19 protein-coding genes are annotated in these 18,223 nt (G+C 50.7%); 10 read left to right on the top strand and 9 right to left on the bottom strand.

Annotated elements, in window-relative coordinates; all coding sequences use genetic code 11:
- Positions 1-23: 23 nt before the first annotated feature.
- Together TON_RS02230 and TON_RS02235 are read right to left on the bottom strand one after the other, a co-directional pair.
- Positions 24-683 (bottom strand): 16S rRNA methyltransferase, encoded by a 660-nt coding sequence (locus TON_RS02230; RefSeq protein ID WP_012571385.1) that lies wholly within the window; start codon positions 681-683, stop codon positions 24-26.
- Positions 661-1,749, bottom strand: coding sequence for a saccharopine dehydrogenase family protein (locus TON_RS02235; protein ID WP_012571386.1), 1,089 nt, complete (start codon positions 1,747-1,749; stop codon positions 661-663). The genes TON_RS02230 and TON_RS02235 overlap by 23 nt, the downstream gene beginning before the upstream one ends.
- Before the next feature lie 59 nt (positions 1,750-1,808).
- Here TON_RS02235 and TON_RS02240 point away from each other — a divergent pair, with 59 nt between their 5' ends.
- On the top strand, positions 1,809-2,387 hold the full coding sequence (locus tag TON_RS02240; RefSeq protein WP_012571387.1) for a metallophosphoesterase: 579 nt from the start codon (positions 1,809-1,811) through the stop codon (positions 2,385-2,387).
- Positions 2,387-3,349 carry a hypothetical protein gene (locus tag TON_RS02245; RefSeq protein ID WP_012571388.1) on the top strand — a complete coding sequence of 321 codons (963 nt, stop codon included), beginning with the start codon at positions 2,387-2,389 and terminating at the stop codon, positions 3,347-3,349. Before TON_RS02240 ends, TON_RS02245 begins: the two co-directional genes overlap by 1 nt.
- Here the strand turns inward: TON_RS02245 and TON_RS02250 are convergent.
- The 4 genes from TON_RS02250 to argF form a co-directional block, all read right to left on the bottom strand.
- Positions 3,318-3,989, bottom strand: coding sequence for a DUF257 family protein (locus TON_RS02250; protein ID WP_012571389.1), 672 nt, complete (start codon positions 3,987-3,989; stop codon positions 3,318-3,320). The two genes, TON_RS02245 and TON_RS02250, sit on opposite strands and share 32 nt — an antisense overlap.
- Entirely contained in the window at positions 3,986-4,615 is a 630-nt protein-coding gene (locus TON_RS02255) for a DUF257 family protein (RefSeq protein ID WP_012571390.1), read from the bottom strand. The genes TON_RS02250 and TON_RS02255 overlap by 4 nt, the downstream gene beginning before the upstream one ends.
- A 60-nt stretch (positions 4,616-4,675) precedes the next feature.
- Positions 4,676-5,605: an NOL1/NOP2/sun family putative RNA methylase gene (locus tag TON_RS02260; RefSeq protein ID WP_048055030.1), complete on the bottom strand. Its 930-nt coding sequence runs from the start codon at positions 5,603-5,605 to the stop codon at positions 4,676-4,678.
- Between the two features lie 67 nt (positions 5,606-5,672).
- Positions 5,673-6,620 (bottom strand): ornithine carbamoyltransferase, encoded by a 948-nt coding sequence (gene argF / locus TON_RS02265; RefSeq protein ID WP_012571392.1) that lies wholly within the window; start codon positions 6,618-6,620, stop codon positions 5,673-5,675.
- A gap of 234 nt (positions 6,621-6,854) precedes the next feature.
- Between argF and TON_RS02270 the strand changes: the two genes are divergently transcribed.
- The 5 genes from TON_RS02270 to TON_RS02290 all read left to right on the top strand — a co-directional run bounded on the left by TON_RS02270 (position 6,855) and on the right by TON_RS02290 (position 11,481).
- On the top strand, positions 6,855-7,361 hold the full coding sequence (locus TON_RS02270; protein ID WP_012571393.1) for a DUF996 domain-containing protein: 507 nt from the start codon (positions 6,855-6,857) through the stop codon (positions 7,359-7,361).
- A gap of 85 nt (positions 7,362-7,446) precedes the next feature.
- Positions 7,447-8,184 carry an FAD-dependent thymidylate synthase gene (gene thyX, locus TON_RS02275; protein ID WP_012571394.1) on the top strand — a complete coding sequence of 246 codons (738 nt, stop codon included), beginning with the start codon at positions 7,447-7,449 and terminating at the stop codon, positions 8,182-8,184.
- A 50-nt stretch (positions 8,185-8,234) separates the two neighbouring features.
- Entirely contained in the window at positions 8,235-8,891 is a 657-nt protein-coding gene (locus TON_RS02280; RefSeq protein WP_012571395.1) for a DUF7523 family protein, read from the top strand.
- A gap of 157 nt (positions 8,892-9,048) precedes the next feature.
- Positions 9,049-10,680: a Na+/H+ antiporter NhaC family protein gene (locus TON_RS02285; protein WP_012571396.1), complete on the top strand. Its 1,632-nt coding sequence runs from the start codon at positions 9,049-9,051 to the stop codon at positions 10,678-10,680.
- 105 nt (positions 10,681-10,785) lie between these two features.
- Positions 10,786-11,481, top strand: coding sequence for a hypothetical protein (locus TON_RS02290; RefSeq protein WP_048055031.1), 696 nt, complete (start codon positions 10,786-10,788; stop codon positions 11,479-11,481).
- Here TON_RS02290 and TON_RS02295 read toward each other — a convergent pair.
- Complete coding sequence (locus tag TON_RS02295) at positions 11,478-11,981, bottom strand: HIT family protein (protein ID WP_012571398.1); 504 nt, start codon at positions 11,979-11,981, stop codon at positions 11,478-11,480. The two genes, TON_RS02290 and TON_RS02295, sit on opposite strands and share 4 nt — an antisense overlap.
- Positions 11,982-12,112: 131 nt before the next feature.
- Here TON_RS02295 and TON_RS02300 point away from each other — a divergent pair, with 131 nt between their 5' ends.
- From TON_RS02300 to TON_RS02310, 3 genes are all read left to right on the top strand, one after another.
- Positions 12,113-13,345, top strand: coding sequence for a 2,3-bisphosphoglycerate-independent phosphoglycerate mutase (locus TON_RS02300; RefSeq protein WP_012571399.1), 1,233 nt, complete (start codon positions 12,113-12,115; stop codon positions 13,343-13,345).
- Positions 13,346-13,453: 108 nt separating this feature from the next.
- Positions 13,454-14,290: an aldo/keto reductase gene (locus TON_RS02305; protein WP_012571400.1), complete on the top strand. Its 837-nt coding sequence runs from the start codon at positions 13,454-13,456 to the stop codon at positions 14,288-14,290.
- On the top strand, positions 14,290-16,146 hold the full coding sequence (locus TON_RS02310; protein WP_012571401.1) for an aldehyde ferredoxin oxidoreductase family protein: 1,857 nt from the start codon (positions 14,290-14,292) through the stop codon (positions 16,144-16,146). The genes TON_RS02305 and TON_RS02310 overlap by 1 nt, the downstream gene beginning before the upstream one ends.
- A 2-nt stretch (positions 16,147-16,148) precedes the next feature.
- On the opposite strand, the gene TON_RS02315 is transcribed toward TON_RS02310, so the two are convergent.
- Positions 16,149-16,649, bottom strand: a complete 501-nt coding sequence (locus TON_RS02315) for a hypothetical protein (protein ID WP_048055032.1) — start codon at positions 16,647-16,649, stop codon at positions 16,149-16,151.
- 16 nt (positions 16,650-16,665) lie between these two features.
- A complete protein-coding gene (locus tag TON_RS02320; RefSeq protein ID WP_012571402.1) occupies positions 16,666-18,000 on the bottom strand; it encodes a hypothetical protein in 1,335 nt (444 codons plus the stop codon).
- Between the last annotated feature and the right edge of the window lie 223 nt (positions 18,001-18,223).

Raw genomic sequence — 18,223 nt, forward strand, 5'->3', positions numbered from 1 at the left:
ATTATGTAGCCCTTCTACCCTTTTCAGAGAACCCAATGCTCAAAGTTGATGATTATCTCGTTCACAACTGTCCATGCCATCAATGGGGCTTTGTAAAGGCTTATCTTCTTTCCGGGAATTTCACTCCTGAAGTCTCCGTGGGGAAATCCTCCGACAACCACCAGCGGGCTCTGGAGTCCTGCAAGGACCTTTCCAAACTCCTGAGGCTTCATGGACTCCCCGTTCTCGTGCATGACGAAGACTCCGTCCGGTTTTATTTCGTCGATGAGCTCAGCCAGGCTCTTCTCCTCCATGCGAAGCAGCTCAAGTCCCTCAGGCACAACACCGTTCTTGAAGAGACTTTCCATCAGACCAACGAAGCGGTTGTAGTTCCTCGGAATCCTTGTCTCTGGCTTGATGTAAATCACCTCGTCGTTCCTCGTGTGGACGTAAACGCGGAGCTTGCCCTCCTTGTTCGCTATGCTCTCAAGCGCGTTGAGGAGGCAGACGTGCACTATGTCTGGCCTCCCGCGCCTCTCACCGTCTTCGAGCTTCTTGAGCGCCGAGTGGTGGTAAGTGCTGTCCAGGAGTACTTCCTCTGGCTTCTTGTTCCTCCTCTTGGCGTAGTTGACTATCGCTGGGTGATCAACTATCGACTTTGGAGCCAGCTCCAGCTCGGAGTCAGCTATCACCAGGTGGAGCATTCTCCCACCTCTCCAGCGTTATTCCTCTCTCGGCAAGTTCCTCAGTGATCCGTGTAAAGGTGTCTATGCGCATTCCGAGTATCTCCGGAGGTATAACACCAAAGATGCAGCCCTTCTCGGCGACGAGACGTGCTACTATCGCAGCGGTAAAGCCCGTGACTCTGGCCATGGACGTGAATCCCTCTTTCTCTTCATCGTAGAGGAGGTAGCCGATTTCCTTCTTTTTGCCGTCGAGGATCCCCCTTCCAACGACCTGCATTATCGAGAAGTCCGGGCTCTCATAGGTCATCAGGGGAGTTATAACTTCCAGTGTCTTGTCTATGTGCTCCGACTTGAAGAATCCCAGCTCCCTTAAAACTTTCATCTTCTCGAGGTGTCCCGGCCAGCGGAGTGTCCACTCTTCGAGCTTTTCAGCTTTAACGCTCTCTAATAAAGAGCGCAGACCGTCGCTCACGAAAGCCTCAAACTCGAAGTCACCAACGGTTACTCTCTCGATCTTCTCGAACGGGTCAACTGCCGTAACATTTCCGTTTCTTATCACTCTCGCCGGCCTCGTGTATTCTTCAATTAGATCTTTAGGTGACCATGTAATTCTGTAATACAGCGGTGGGCGGGGCTCCCTGGGAAGACCGCCGACGTAGATGTAGCCTTCCTTAAGCTCGTCTATCTCCTGCCATATTCTTCCCATAAGTATGTGGCTCAAGCCCGGAGCAAAGCCCGCATCAAAAATGACTGTAACCTGTGCTTTCTCTGCCTCCTCGCGTAGTTCCAGCGGGTTCTCGGGCATGAATGAGACGTCCACCATGTCAACGCCCGCCTTTATGGCGGCCTTGACCGAGGAGTAGCCAAACCTCCCGGGCAGAGCTCCAACGACGAGCTCAAAGCTCTTCATGGTTTCCACGAGGGAATCGAAGTTCGAGGCATCTATTTTTACAGTCTCAGCGAAGTCTTTAACGGAGTTCAGCCTCTCCTCACTCCTGTCCCCTACCCAGACCTCGAACTCGTCTCTTAAATCCCAGGCTATTGCCCTTCCAACGTTTCCAGCTCCAAGAACGAGAACCTTCATGGTAACACCGGAGAGAACCTTGGCGAAGGTATATATAAGCCCTGCTCCTAATTCCTAAGATGCCCATCAGACTCCCAACCTTCCGGAAAAAGGTACTGGAGCTGCTCGCGTCATCCGACGAAGTCAAGGTCATGCACGTAAGCGACACTCCGGAAAGTTCCTACCGCTTCATCGAAGAGCTCATCGAGAAGACGAAACCGAACTACCTGATCCACACTGGAGATTTTGCGGATAACATAAAGCTCGAGAGAAGGCCCGAGTTGAAGCCCCTCTATCGGGAGGCGCTTAGAAAGCTCGCACGAATTTTAAAGGATTCTGATGCAGTAATCTACGTTGTTTCTGGCAACGAAGATGATCCGGAGATAGTGCGCGAGTTTTTCGGCGAAAGTATTGTCGAACCGGGGAGCACCGTGGAAATAGAGGGTTTCCGCTTTGCCCTAGGTCATACTTGGAAAGACGTCGTCAGCCTTGAAGCTGACTTTAGGCTCTATGGTCACAACTTTAAGCTGATTGAGAGAGGTCTGAACGGTGTTCTTGGGGTTAACTTTGTCTTACTCCCGAGTAGGAGGACTTGTCGGGTGAAATATCCATCAGGAACGGATTTTGATAGGGGCTACAAACTCTGGAGGGGTATGTGATGAGGTTCCTGCGTTTTGGGCCCTTGATGGTCTTTTTAAGAACCAAAGACGTAGGGGCTGTAAAGTCCCGTCTCGGTGAGATTTTTGGAGTTGAAGAGATATCCATCGAAGATGCGATACGCGAGAGCAATGAGTTTGAGACCGTAGTCTTCGTCACAGACGAGTGGAAGAAGGAGACGATTCCGCCGGAGATGGCTTTTCTCATCGACAGACACGCTTCTGTTGTCTTGAGCGAGGTCATAAACCGAGCTCTACCCGTGGAGAAAGTCCACATAGAGAGTACCATAATAATGATACGCGTACCTGCCAACGTCAAAGAAGGCCTCAAACTGCTCGCGGAGAAATACAATGGGGAGATAATGAACATCAAAACGGCACTCGACAAAGGAGAAGCAAGCGATACGATAATAGCAGTAACTGAGAAGAAGCTCAACTCCCCAATAGGGCCGGAGGACATAAAGGGGGCCGTTCTCATAAAGAAGGACTTCCTCAGCGTTTATCGCGAGCTTAGCATAGACGCTCCGGTACTGCTAATGAAGTTAATGCCGGAGTGGAAAGATATCACAATAAAAATCTACGATACAGACAAGCGCTACAATGAGAACATAGAGAGGCTCATGATGGTCATAGAAGACCTCGACCTGGGATTCATAGTTGCGGAGGGTTGGGACTGGGACTACCCGAGGCCGTTTATGCGCGTTCCGATCTACAAGCTCAAGCTGCTGACGTGGGAAGACCCTCTCCGGGTGAAGTTCCTACTGAAGGGGCTTGAGTACGTGGGCTACCAGAGGCTGTGCGACATAGATGTCTTTTTCGAGGGTAGGAAGATAAGCTGGGTAAGTGTTTCAAAGGGCTTGGAGAAGTTCGAACTCTCAAAAAAAGCGAGGGAGGAGCTCGAATCCCTATTAAGCGATGAAGTTAGAGAGAGGCTCAAGATCCTTGATGGGGCTCTGACTCGATAATATGGTCCATGGGTACAAGTATCTCGACTCCCTGTTCCTCGGGTTTTATGCTCTTCTTGATTTTTACCAATATGCCGTTGGAGCACTCCACTGAGATAACCCTTGTGGAGAGCTCTTCCAGCTGAGCCCGCGCACGCTCGCTGATCAGGCTGGGGTTGATGAAATAAACCGCGATTCTCTGGGGGACGTTAAGAAAGGATCTGAGAAGGTCCATAAAGAACATCTCATCCCTAATTCCGGCGTTGCTCTTCATAACGAACTCTTCCAACCCAAGGACAAGCAACACAGTTTTAGAATGAGAACTGAGGTACCTGCGGAACGTATCCCTGTACTTTCTAATGTAAACCCTTTCGTCGTGGGACACATCAATGTGTGCTATTATGTTTCCTGTTCTTAGCGTTCCCCCACCTTTTATAACATCAAGATTGTCTAGATCGACATCAATGCCGACGCTCTTAAGGTCTTGAACAATGATTGCTAGCCGGTCAAACCCATCTAGGATCAGAACGTTCGTACCCTTCTCCTGCGCGAACTTAAGGGCACTATAGAAAATAAGATGAAGCGGTGAACATGATGACAGCTCAACGGTTACAGTTTCTCCCATTTTGAACGACCTCACAAAATCTTCCAGAGCTTTCATGGTACCACCTCCAAACCAACGAACTCCAGACGAAGATGCTTAATGATCTCAGCTTTCTTTCCGCCCTCTTTGATCTCAAGGATAATTGGAAGGTAAAACTCCAGCTTCTCGAAAGTTTCAGGCCTCAGTACCCCTACATTGGCAAAGATGACACTGTGGAATCTCTTCTTGATACGGGTTTTCATGACCAACTCAATGAAGAACCTACTCAGGTCGTAGGGGTTGTTCTCCCAGATTGATAAGAGCTTTCCAGCCCCGAGGAAGAAAATCCTGGTCCCTGGAGTCGCAATCTCTTCAATTTTCCTGGCGAACTCTCGAGCAAAGATGGATACATCGTTGAATGGATTGATGGTTGATACGACTCTTCCCTCTTGGGCGATGCCCCCGATTCTAACTGTGGGTATGTCCTTCAAAAAAGTGACGTCCCTGCCACTCAATGCAAGAAATGTAGTAAAAATGTGGAACGTGCTGAAAGCATCTACAATAATTACGTTCTCTTCCTTTTCAAGCGCGTGCCTGACGGTACTGTAAAACAGGAGTTCCGGATGGTCGGTTGGGAGGTATCTAACTAAAATTGTATCCCCTAGAGTGGGAGATTCCAAAAACCTATCGATTCTCAATTTCATCAATGACCCCTCCTAGTTTAGCTACTTTATCTCTATGACTATATCTGATAAAAACTTTCCCTAAAGCTTCCTGAGCTTTGCCACGAAGAAGCCGCTGGTTCCATGTCTGTCAGGGTAAAAGCGCCTTGCCTTCTTTATCTCTCCGCTCAGCTTGACTCCGAAGGGCTTGATCAGGGCAGGCTCCCCGTATCTGAGAGGTAGAAGTTCGACGTCAAAGCTGTCGAGAGTCCACTGGATCACAAACTCGTTCTCTTCCGGCTCGAGGGAACAGGTTGAGTAGACGAGTATTCCACCCGGCTTGAGGTTTTCAAGGGCGACCTTAATCATCTGCATCTGCAGTCCCTGACAGAACTTTATATCTTCCATAGTTCTGTTGGACTTCCGCTCTGGGTTCTTGTGGATTGTGCCGGAGCCTGTGCATGGGGCATCGAGAAGGATTTTGTCGAACTCGATGCCAAGCTCACCCATGTGGAGTGAGGACTTGTGAATGAGTATCGTGTTGGTGATCCCGAGGCGAGAGAGGTTCAGGCGTGTCTCCTTTAACCGCTCTTCTCCAACATCAAAGGCGTAAATGATACCCTCGTTCTTCATGAGTTGAGCGAGATAGCTTGTCTTTCCACCGGGGGCGGCGGCCATGTCTGCTACAATCTCTCCGGGCTTCGGGTCTAAAGCCACGGGAGGATACATCGAGCTGGCCTCCTGGATGTAGAGGAGGCCGCTCAGGTATTCAGGCGTAGAGGTTATCGAGAAAGGCTCGCGCGTGAGGCAGAAGCCTTCCCGAGCCCACGGAACGCGCCTGAACTGAAAGCCCTTCTTGTTGAGGAGCTTCGTGAGCGTTGGAATCTCAACGCGAAGAGTATTCACGCGGAAGCATCTTGGAAGGGGCTTTTCCATGGCCTCCGCTATTGCTAGGGCCCTCTCACCCCAGAGCTGGTAATAGCGCTCCGCGAAGGTCTTGGAGTAGCCGAGGCTGAAGAGTCTTTCTAGCATGAATAGAGTTTGAGCGGAGAATTTTAAACTTTTAGCCCTTTTTCGAAGATAATAGGGAAAAGAAAGCTCAGACCTTAATTCCACCCATAACCAGAGCCATAACCGCCTTCTGGGCGTGGAGCCTGTTCTCGGCCTCGTCGAAGACGACGCTGTTCGGGCTGTCGATGACGTCGTCAGTAACCTCATCGCCCCTGTGGGCCGGGAGGCAGTGCATGAAGATGTAGTCCGGCTTGGCGTGCTTGACGAGGTCCTTGTTCACCTGGAAGGGCTTGAATATCTTCCTCCTCTCCTCAGCCTCGGCCTCCTGACCCATTGAAGCCCAGACGTCAGTGTAGATAACGTCGGCGTCCTTAACGGCCTTGACAGGGTCGTGGAGGAGCTCAAACGAGCCGCCGCTCTCGGCCGCGTTCTGCTCGGCCCACTTGATTACGCGCTTGTCAGGCTCATAGCCTTCTGGAGTAGCAACCACGACGTGGGCACCGAGCTTGGTTCCGGCTATCATGAGGGAGTGGGCGACGTTGTTTCCGTCGCCGACGTAGACGACCTTAAGCCCCTGAATCCTGCCCTTCTTCTCGAGTATGGTCTGGTAGTCGGCGAGAGCCTGGCACGGGTGGGAGAAGTCGCTCAGACCGTTGATGACCGGAACGTCGGCATACTTGGCGAGGTCAACGACGTCCTGGTGGTCGAAAACACGAGCCATTATTCCATCCACATAGCGGCTGAGAACGCGCGCGGTGTCGGCTATGGTCTCGCCTCTCCTCAGCTGGAGGTCGTTGGCGTTGAGGTAGAGACCGTAACCGCCGAGCTGGTAGATTCCAACCTCGAAGGAAATCCTCGTCCTGGTCGAGGGCTTCTGGAATATCATAGCGAGAGTTTTGCCCTCGAGAACGCGGTGCGGCTTTCCAATCTTGTTCCAGATCTTCATCATTTCGGCCGTCTTGAGAATGGTCTCAATCTCCTCCCTCGTAAAGTCCTGGAGGCAGAGAAGGTCTCTTCCGGCTAGGCTAACCACCATGTGCATCACCGCTTAAAGCTGGCGCTCGGTTTTAATAACCCTTTCGTCGAATAAATCTGCTTCCTGCTGAAATCTTTTGAGCATTAACGCTCTGGAGCTTTCCAAACGTAATGGACATCAATGGATTACTTATGCCATCGGTGTCTTTCCGATGGAGATGTGTCCAAAAATTTATGGTTCAAAGTAGAAAGCCTTTTATAAGATTGAAACCACAGATACCTTGAGGTGTGGCTCATGGGGAAGCTTAGCAATGCCAAAATTCTCGGTGGGGTTGGTGCCCTGCTGGGTATCGTGGGACTTGGCTTTATAGGCTTCATACTGAAGCTGCTGGCCGTGAAGAATATATCCGAGGCCACGGGGAATGAGGAGATATTCAGCAAGTACCTCTGGGCGGCGATCTTAAACATAATAGCCGGCATAATACTGTTCATAGCGTTCATCCCAATGATGAGCGGTCGCGAGAAGATTGGCATGGCATCGTTCGGTATAGGCGGCATAATAGCAGTTGTCCTGATGATCGTCGGAGTCTGGTTCATGAAGCAGAGCTACGACATGATAGCAGAGGAAACCGGTGTTGGCATGTTCCACACTGTAGCACTTCTCTACATAGCCGGCGCAATCCTGCTGCTAATAATGATAGGAGCCCTGCTGATAGTCATAGCAGCCATCCTTGAGGTTGTGGCCTTCTTCTCCCTCCCGGACGAGGTTCCTGGGAAGGAAGAGGCTTCTCCGGCCATCTGATTTCTCTTTTTACCATGTTTTTAATTCCCATGTCTCTCCGAGTAAACCTAATAAACCTGAAGCGGTTTTACCTTCGGTGGCGCTCATGAGAGATGGAATCAAGGTCAGACTTGTCAATTATACGAAAAAACCCCTCGAAACTGTCACCTGGGCAGCACTGATAAGCTACTGGGACGAATGGGAGACAGAAGCTTTCGAGAGACTGGGCGAAAAAGACGTTGAGATGCATCTCCCGAGGATTCTCGGCTATGGTCACGAGTCGATTCTTGAACACGCGGTTCTTACGTTCGCGATAGAGGGCTGTTCTCGTGTGTGCAGCCATCAGCTTGTCCGCCACAGGATAGCTAGCTACACCCAGCAGTCTATGAGGTACATCAAGATAAATCCCAGGGATGTTGAAGAGACCTTTGTTATCCCGGAAAGCGTTAAGAAAAACCCAGAACTCTACGAGAAATGGAAGAAACTTATGAGGGAGACGATTCAACTATACGAGGAAACCTACAAAGCTGGGGTCCACCAGGAGGACGCGCGCTTCATCCTTCCCCAGGCGGTGAGGACCAAAATCGTCGTAACCATGAACCTTCGCGAGCTAAAGCACTTCCTCGGCCTTAGAGCCTGTGAGCGGGCCCAGTGGGAGATAAGGGATGTCGCCTGGAAGATGCTGGGAGAAATCGCCAAGAACGAAGAGCTGAGGCCGATAATCAGGTGGGCCAAGCTCGGGCCGAGGTGCGTTCAGCTTGGTTACTGTCCTGAAGGAGAGCTCATGCCGCCAGGCTGCTGGAAGAGGACGAGGGAGAAGTGGAAAGAAGTGGCTCTGGGGTGAAACCCCCGTTAAATTTCTTTTACAAGGTCAGCTCTTGGTGGGTGAAGCTTATGAGTGATGAGAGGAGGAGTATAACCGACGTTATACGGGAAGAGATAATGAGGAGGCCCTTTGTGAGGGAGTGCATGAGCTTGGGAATTGTTAACTATAGCGCCCTTGCGAGACTTCTTGCTGAGGAGCTTGATCTGGACTCTTCGATTCCTGCCATTAAAATGGCACTGATAAGGCTCGGCGAAGAGCTCAAAAAAGAAAAATCCCTCTTGGAAGGCAGGGTTAGGGAGGTTATCGGGAACAGCATCATAGAGTTACAGTCAGACGTGAGCGTGATAACGGTTTCAAAGGAGCGCATTACTGGAGTTATAAAAGATATCTCCGAGATAATGAGTGAGTCACGATTCCTCCAACTGACCCAAGGGAGAGAAACATTTACAATCGTTATTGCAAGTGAAGATGAGGAAAAAGTGTGTCAATTGGTGGGAGAAACCGTCAGCATACTGAGGGATCAAACGGCACTCACCATAATAAGCCCAGGGAGAATAATTGAAACTCCTGGTGTAGTGGCCTTCATGACATCAGCACTCTCATCAAACGGGATAAATATAACTCAAGTGATTTCCTGCTACAAAGACACGATCTTTGTAATTGACCGAAAAGACGCCCCAAGGGCATACCAAATTCTAGAAGAGCTGATAAGAAGGATGCGGTAAATCGTTCTAAATAAACTGTTTCAAATATAACAAAACTTGACTATTTTGAAATATTTGTTACAGAAAACATAAAAACGTTTCGATTATTCCTCGAGTGCTCCAGTTTCGGGACTTGCAGGATAGCGGATGGTTGCTGGAACTGTAAGGAGGGATGACCATGTCAGACTTTGGAGTGCTCTCACTCTTGCCGCCTCTGGTGGCTATAGGCTTGGCAATACTCACCAAAAGGGTCTTATTCGCTTTGTTTTTTGGAGTGTGGGTAGGTGGATTTCTGGTTGCAGGTGGAGATCCAGTAGGTGCAACCACTGAGACACTGAAGTGGATAGTCTTTAACATAGCTTCAGCATGGGAAGAAGACGGCCAGATCATGACAGATCTGTGGAACACTAGAATACTGTTGTTCGACGCACTCATTGGTGCCGGTGTTGCACTTATATACAAAGCGGGTGGAATGAACGCCATCGCCAAAGCCGTAACTCGGAAGGTCAAGACTAGCAGGGCCGCTTCATTGATGGCGGCTATCTTTGGTACCATAATATTCTTCGACGACTACACGAACACAATCATTGTCGGAAACACCATGAGGCCCATCACCGACAGGGCAAGAGTTTCGAGGGAGTTCCTGGCTTACGCTGACGATTCCACCGCCGCCCCGGTGGCAGTTCTGGCCGTGGTTTCAACGTGGATAGGCTACGAGCTTGGACTCCTAAAGGACGCCATAGCAAGTGTGGGCGAAAACATAAGCGCTTACTCGGCTTGGTTCGCGAGCTGGCCTTACAGGTTTTATCCAATCCTCGCGGTCATCCTTGTCTACCTCGTAGCAGCTACTCACAGGCACTACGGTCCGATGTTGAAGGCCGAGTACAGAGCCAGAAAGGAGGGTAAAGTGCTCCGCGACGGCGCCCAGCCGATGATGACCACCGAGGTCGATGTTGGAATGCCTATAGGGGGCAAGGAAAGCGTCTGGGTATTCATACTACCCGTCCTAGCACTGGTTCTCATGACCTTCCTCGGCCTGTGGATCACCGGAGGTGGAAGTGCTGCCTATGCAGAGGGAGGATTCCAGGAGGTTCTGTCGAATGCAGACTCGACGTGGGCCCTCGTGTGGGGTTCGTTCTCAATGGTCATAGTTGCAATGGCGCTCGTCTTGGCTATGAAGATAATGACCCTTGAAGATGTCGAGCACACCTTGGTCGCAGGAATGAAGCAGATGCATTTCGCCATGATGATACTCATCCTCGCGTGGAGCATCAAGAGTGCCTGCGACGCCGTTGGAACTGCTGACTACATAGTCAGGGTGGCCTCAAACGTGCTCTCCCCTGGACTGGTTCCCTTCGTCATCTTTGTGGTGGCAGCGTTCATATCGTTCACGACTGGAACGAGCTGGGGAACCTTCGCGATAATGATGCCTATAGCGGTTCCGCTCTCCTACCAGCTTAGTGGAAGCTTTGGCCCGATTGTTTACGCCAGCATTGCCTCAGTCTTTGCGGGTGGAGTATTTGGTGACCACTGCTCCCCGATCAGTGACACAACCATCATGAGCTCGATGTTCTCTGGCTGCGACCATATCGACCATGTGAACACTCAGATACCCTACGCCCTCACCGCGGGTGTCGTTGGTGCAGTGATGCTTCTGCTCTTCGCCGCTGGACTAAGGAACGGCTGGGTGCTACTGGCGATAGCGGTGCTCCTTCTTGTGGTGCTTCACCGGGTCCTCAGCGAGTGGTACGGCAGACGGGCGGGTATCCCACACGGCAAGGTTCCCATCTATATTGTAGAGGAAAGCTGATTTTTCTATTTCTTTTTGTGTATGCAGTCGTTGACGGGTTCCAAACCAACGGTTTAAGAAATCCTTTTTATGCCTTCTTCTTTACGAATCCCCGGTGAGGACACTGTGAAAACGAAAAGCTGGGAAGTGGAAATACCTCATCCATGGGAGAGTCTCGAAGTAATCCTCAGCGAGCCTGAAAAAACGCTTCCGTTCTTCCCATACTTCGAGAGCATTAGCGGGGATACCGTCAGATTCAAGGTACCACGCTTTATCTTCGACTTCGGCTATGAGTTCAAGCTTGCCGTTGGATTCCGGAAAATGGGTGCAGTATATACCTTCACCGGCGATAAGGGAGTACTCACCGTTACTTTCGAGATGATTGGGAACAAACTTAAGATCACGGCCAGCTGGTCGGGCTTTGGCGAGATGTTCATGGGAAAGCCTCTGGAGATCTTTGCCAAGGGCATAGCCGAGGCCATACGTGACTTCTGCAACGCTCAGGCAGCCTGTCCGGTAGTGGCAATAGCAGGAGAGGAAGGTATTGTAGAGCATATAACTCCTGAAACAGCCCCCGCTTTAATAAAAAGGATTTCGTGGGAACTGCAAGGGCAGGATTTTACCATTGAGGGAGTATCGGAGGATGGGACGATACTATCGGCAACGGTGAAAAATGGCTATCTTGTACAGCTTGCGGTCAGGGACGCCCAAGGAATGGAGACGACGATAGAAGCTGAGGTTCCCGTACTGGAGCTCACGTCTGAACTCTTTGAGGGACTACCTCTCCGTGAAAAGTTCAAAATAAAGGTGAAAAGGCTTTAGGGCTTTTCTTCTTCTCTTAGAACTTCTTCCAGAGCTTTCTTCAGTTCGTCGTAGGCTTCTTCGAGTGACTCCGGAATTACTTTAGTGTCAGCTATGACGGGCATGAAGTTCGTATCACCGTTCCACCTCGGCACGATGTGGAGGTGCACGTGGTCATCTATGCCCGCCCCTGCAACGCGGCCAATGTTCACGCCCATGTTGAAACCGTGGGGATCCATAGCTTTCTTCAGGGCCTTTATCATGATCTGGGAGAGCTTCATAATCTCGAGGAGCTCCTCATCTGTTAGCTCTTCCCACTTTCCGACATGCCTGTAAGGAGCGATCATGACGTGACCCGGATTGTAGGGGTAGTTGTTCATTATTATGAAGCTGTGCTTTCCGCGGTAGAGTATGAGCCTCTCCCTGTCGCGGTTCTCCTTCGGGAAGTCGCAGAATATGCATCCGTCGTATTTGGGTGAGCGTATGTACTCTATCCTCCAGGGTGCCCAGAGCACTTTCATTCTCTCACCTCCAGTGGGAGAAACGGGGCAGGGTTAAAAGCTTTTTTGAACAATCTGAAATACCTTTCGAGGTTCAGAAACATCTGACAAAGCTTTTAACGGTTGGCCACCAACCACCTCTGGTGATAGACATGAAAAGGAAGGGACTTCTGATAATCCTCGATGGTCTTGGAGACAGACCAATCAAAGAGTTCGGTGGAAAGACCCCACTCGAGTACGCGAATACGCCTAACATGGACAGGCTCGCCAAGATGGGAATCCTTGGCCAGCAGGATCCGATAAAGCCGGGCCAGCCAGCCGGCAGCGATACCGCTCACCTTTCGATATTCGGCTACGATCCATATAAGGTCTACCGCGGCAGGGGCTTCCTCGAGGCGCTGGGAGTTGGCCTCGACCTTGACGAGGACGACCTCGCCTTCAGGGTTAACTTCGCCACCATCGAGAACGGCATCATAACCGACAGGAGGGCAGGAAGAATAAGCACAGAGGAAGCCCACGAGCTCGCCAGGGCCATTCAGGAGAACGTCAAACTGCCTGTTGACTTCATCTTCGTTGGGGCGACCGGCCACAGGGCCGTTCTTGTGCTCAAGGGCATGGCCGCCGGCTATAGAGTCGGCGAGAACGATCCCCACGAGGCCGGAAAGCCGCCCCATGAGTTCACCTACGAGGACGATGAGAGCAAGAAGGTGGCGGAGATCCTGGAGGAGTTCGTGAGGCAGGCCCACGAGGTTCTCGAAAAGCACCCGATAAACGAGAAGAGGAGGAAGGAGGGCAAGCCGGTAGCGAACTACCTCCTCGTCAGGGGCGCGGGAACTTATCCGAACATACCGATGAAGTTCACTGAGCAGTGGAAGGTTAAGGCTGCTGCAGTCGTCGCCGTTTCCCTCGTCAAGGGCGTTGCAAGGGCGATAGGCTTTGACATATACACGCCCGAAGGGGCGACCGGGGAATACAACACCGATGCGATGGCCAAAGCCAAGAAGGTCGTTGAACTCCTCAAGGACTACGACTTCGTGTTCCTCCACTTCAAACCTACCGATGCTGCCGGCCACGACAACAACCCGAAGCTCAAGGCTCAAATGGTAGAGAAGGCCGACGAGATGATAGGCTACATCATTGACAACATCGATCTCGAGGAGGTTGTCATAGCAATAACCGGCGACCACTCAACTCCATGTGAGGTTATGAATCATAGCGGCGACCCGGTTCCGCTCCTCATCGCCGGCGGTGGCGTCAGGGCCGACCACACTGAGGCCTTCGGCGAGCGCGAGTGCATGCGCGGTGGAATAGGCAGAGTGAAGGGTCACGACATAGTGTCTATGATGATGGATCTCATGAACCGCTCCGAGAAGTTCGGAGCCTGAACTCTTTTCCTCTTTTCTCTTCCGTGTCGCTTGAAATGAACTTCATTTTAACGTTCAAATGAAAAACTTAATAAGATTCCGAGACGAACCCCCAAAATAGGTGATGGTGTGAAGAGAGTTCCGGTTTTTAACGACCTCAAGAGGATAGGAAGTGACAGGGTCACTGCTATAGGCATAGGTACGTGGGGCATCGGCGGCTACGAGAGCCCTGATTACTCGCGAGATAAGGAGAGCATCGAAGCTCTCAAGCATGGTCTCGAGCTGGGCATCAACCTCATCGACACGGCGGAGTTCTACGGTGCCGGTCACAGCGAGGAGCTAGTGAGAGAAGCGATAAGGGAGTTTGAGCGGGACGATATATTTATCATCAGCAAAGTATGGCCGACGCACTTCGGATACGAAAGCGCGAAGAAGGCCGCCAGAGCGAGCGCCAAGAGACTCGGCACCTACATAGACCTTTACCTTCTCCACTGGCCCAGCGACAGCTTTGAGAAAATCAGGGAGACGCTTCACGCCTTGGAGGAGCTCGTTGATGAAGGATTAATCCGCTACATAGGAGTGAGCAACTTCGACCTTGAACTTCTCAAGCGCTCCCAGGAAGTCATGAAAAAGTACGAGATAGTCGCCAACGAGGTGAAGTACTCCCTCAGAGACCGCTGGCCAGAGACAAGCGGCCTGCTCGACTACATGAAGCACGAGAAGATTGCCCTGATAGCCTACACACCGCTCGAGAAGGGTTCCCTCGCAAGGAACGAGTGCCTGGCAAAAATCGGTGAGAGATACGGCAAAACCGCCGCTCAGGTCGCGCTGAACTACCTCGTCTGGGAGGATAACGTCATAGCCATCCCGAAGGCCGGGAGTAAAGCCCACCTTGAAGAGAACTTTGGAGCCATGGGCTGGAGGCTCTCGAAGGAAGACCGTGAAAAGGCCCGGAGGTGCGTCTGATGTATGGCTACCACAACAGGATAGCACGGGTGAACCTGAGCAAAGGTAAGGTAACCTACGAGAAGCTTGACGACGAGACGATCAGGAAGTTCATAGGAGGAAAGGGGCTTGGCTACTACATCATCTACCGTGAGGTTCCGCCGGGAACCGATCCGCTCAGCCCGGCGAACAAGCTTGTCTTCGCTCCAGGAGGAATGACGGGCTTAGTTCCGGGCTCGAGTAAGGTCATAGCCGTGAGCAAGAGCCCAGAGACTGGGTTAATAAGCGACTCCAGCGGTGGAGACGCCTTCGGGCCCAAGCTCAAGGGCCACTTCGACGCCCTGATAATCGAGGGGAAGGCAGAGGAGCCAGTATACCTCTATATCCATGATGGTGAGGTCGAGATAAGGGACGCCGAAGGCCTGTGGGGCAGAGGGACTTACGAAGTTGCTAAGGAAATCTGGAAGGAGCACCCAAAGGCCAGCATGGCCATGATAGGGCCCGCTGGAGAAAAAACTGCCAGGATAGCGAACATAATCTACGACACCGAGAGGGCCAGTGGAAGGGGCGGTCTTGGCGCGGTTCTTGGAAGCAAGAAGGTTAAGGCAGTCATTGTGGAGCCGGGCCAAAAACCGAATGTTGCTCATCCGGAAGAGTTTCAGCGGCTCTGGAAGGAGTTCTACAGTGAGTTCGCCACCAATCCGAAGTACGGGCACACGAGGAACTACGGAACCACCGATGCCCTCAGGAGCTCGGCGAGCCTCGGCATGAGTCCTGCCTACAACTTCTCGAGGCCTTACATCTCGGACGAGCTGGCGAGCAAATTAGCGGGCGACGAGGTCAAGAAGTATGAGATCGAGCCGGAATGGTTCGTGCACGGCAAGAGCTGTCCGATAAAGTGCGCTCGCTACGTCGAGGTAGAATACAAGGGGAGGAAGATACGCGTCAAGCCCGAATACGAGAGCATAGCCATGCTCGGAGCAGCAACGGGAGTCTTCAACTTCCCGGCTGTTGCGTACTTCAACTGGCTTGCCAACAACCTCGGGCTGGACAGTATAGCAGCCGGAGCTACAATAGCGTGGCTCTTCGAGATGGTCGAGAGGGGCCTAATCGGCGAGGACGAGATAGGTTTCCCCGTTAAAGGCTGGGGTGACGAAGAGGCCGAAGAGAAGCTCCTCAAGCTCATGGCCGAGAGGAAGGGCATCGGTGCGATCCTTGCCGATGGAGTAAAGCGTGCCTGCGAAAGGCTCGGAAGGGGCTGCGAGTTTGCAGTCCACGTCAAGGGCATGGAGTCACCGGCCTGGGACCCGCGTGGAAGGAGAACCTACGCCCTGAGCTACGCTACAGCCGACGTCGGAGCGAGCCACCTGAGGGGCTGGCCGAGGCCGCATCAGCTGCCCAACCAGGGGCCAGCTAAGGAGCTCGTGCCGTCCCTTATCGAGGGCAGGGATGAGAGCTACATCACCGACATGCTCGGCGTCTGTAAGTTCGTGCCCTACAAGATGGAAGACCTAGCGAGGCTCTACAGCATCGTCACTGGCGAGGAGTGGACGGTCGAGAGGCTGAGGAAAGTTGCCCAAGCGGTGGAGAGCATCGCCAGAATCCACGACGCCCTCGACTGGATCACGCCGCCGTACGACGATACCATACCGCCGCGCTGGTGGGAGCCCGAGCCTGAGGGGCCAGCGGAAGGCAACGCGGCCTTCATTGATTACAACGACTTTCTTGAGGCCAGAAGGGAGTTCTACAGGCTGAGAGGCTGGCACGAGGAGCTTGGCGTCCCGCTACCTGAGACGATGGAAGAGCTTGGCTATCCGGAGTTCAAGAGCGATGCTGAGAGGGCTTTGGAGACAGTGAAGAAAAGAATGGAAAGCTGATCTCATCCTTTTTCAATTTTCTGCAACAGACAGTCCTTTTCTGTGCAGTTAAAAGTTAGGACAACGTTCGTACGCTGGGGCACAATAACCCCGATCCACCAGACGTCATAGATCCATACCCTGAGTTTGAGTGTTCCGTTTCCTCTGAAATCGGGAGGTATTTTGATTATTGCGTCTTCTCTGGCTGTTTCAAGTTCAAATGGTTCTGATGACTCGGCTGAGAAGTCAACTTTAAACCCTCTGCTTATGAAAGCTTTCCTGGATGCACTGAAGCGGCAGACGAGGTAACGATAGTTGATGGCTTTCTTCGTCGAGTTCCAACAGGTTAGATTGCCCTTATAGGTTATTCCCGCAATACTGATTTCTTTCCCGTTAATGGGCGCATAATTTTGCTCCGCCAGTAAAGACGACTGGTGGACTACCAAATTAAAAAGGAGAATATAAAGGAAATAAACGACCAAGATCTCTCTAAAGTTGTTTGATATCCGATTTTTGAGGCTCATACATGGTTACCTCCAGTTACGGCCTTTGGAGCGGAACCCAGATTGGTATTGAGTAATATCTAGTGTAGAGCCTGTCTGTTTGGTATAAGGAATGAGGTACTGCTATTCCCGGTCTTACTGTGAGACAGAATTTTATCATATCTTCATCTAGCTCGTAGGGCAAGTGGACCGTGTATGTATAATACTGGCCTATCTCATCAGCTCCGAGATAGCCCAATATTACTCCCCGTGATGTTATAGTTACTGACCCTCTGTAATACTTCTTTAGAATGTTTGTACCTCTGTTGTTCCGGCTTTCTGCAGATAGGCCATTGAGTAGAATACTTATAAATCCTCCTCCTTCAATGTAATTGGAAACAAGGTCTATGAGGGTTCGATGCACTTCAGTAAATTGTCTGCTAGTACGATGTCCACCTATGGCTTCATAATTGAGTTCTATCGGAACATTTGGATATCCAGAACCGAAATAACCTCCACAAAACTCAAATTTAGTGTATAGTGAATGAAACTTTCCATATTTGGGAGCTACTGCATAGCCAACTGAGGTAAATCCTTCCATTCCGTCCTCAAGGTATGCGTAGTTGCTTCCTCTTTTTCTGCTTCCGTAGATTGTCACAACAGCCCTACCAACGACGTTGCCATCGTGGTCGTAGATGTCGAAATACCTTTTTATTGGATACCTAGCCGGTGATGGGGTGTAGTAATAATATCCCATAGGGATTATCTTGTTAGCAGGGGCTCTTTGAATAGATATTTCAAACTCCCCGATATTGAGTGTTTCGTGTTGGGATAGGTTAAATGGCCCAAATGTTAGAGAAATGCCTTGCCGGGTTATGATTGAGGATTTAAATTTTGAATATACTTCACCATACGACAAGGTAAATCTAATGTTATTGCTTTGGCCTATGATCGCTGGGGAAATTGTTCCGGTGGGATGAGCTTGCTTAGTGTTCACAGTGTCAAAATCTCTGAAGACAGGGGAATAAACATTCCACAATATTGTTAGATTTGTTACTTCTTTGGAACTAACGACAAGAATAGTTTTTAGTTTACCTCTCTCAACAAATATTATTTCTGAAACAAGTATTTTTCCTAGGTGGTATTTTCTGATAATTTTTGTGGCTCCACGGTCTCTCTTGATACTAATGTTTGCAGGCTCTCGAGCCAAGTTGAAGATTGTTCCATCGTCCGATAGCAATTTGAATTCTTGATTGAGTCCTGTATATTTGAAAAATGGGATTTCCCTTAGACTGTTTGGCATAGAATTATTCTTTAGAGATACTAAGAACTTCCCCTCATCCCCTATTGGAGGCGATATTGCGCTTGCCGTTCCTGCAGTCATTCCAACCATCAGCAATCCTAGTAGGGCTACCAATAACGATTTCCACTTCACCCAGATCCCTCCGAGGTTTCTGCATCCAATATCTGGTAGTTGACTTTATAAAATTTCCTATTATTAATAGTAATCATTTCTTTGTTAATTATAATTATAGTACAATTCACACATAAATGTAAAATGTGAAAGAGGTGGAATACACCAGAAATGTCACAGAAACCTTAGAAGAAAAAAGAAT

The organism is Thermococcus onnurineus NA1 (genome assembly GCF_000018365.1).
GTDB classification, from domain to species: Archaea; Methanobacteriota_B; Thermococci; order Thermococcales; family Thermococcaceae; genus Thermococcus; species Thermococcus onnurineus.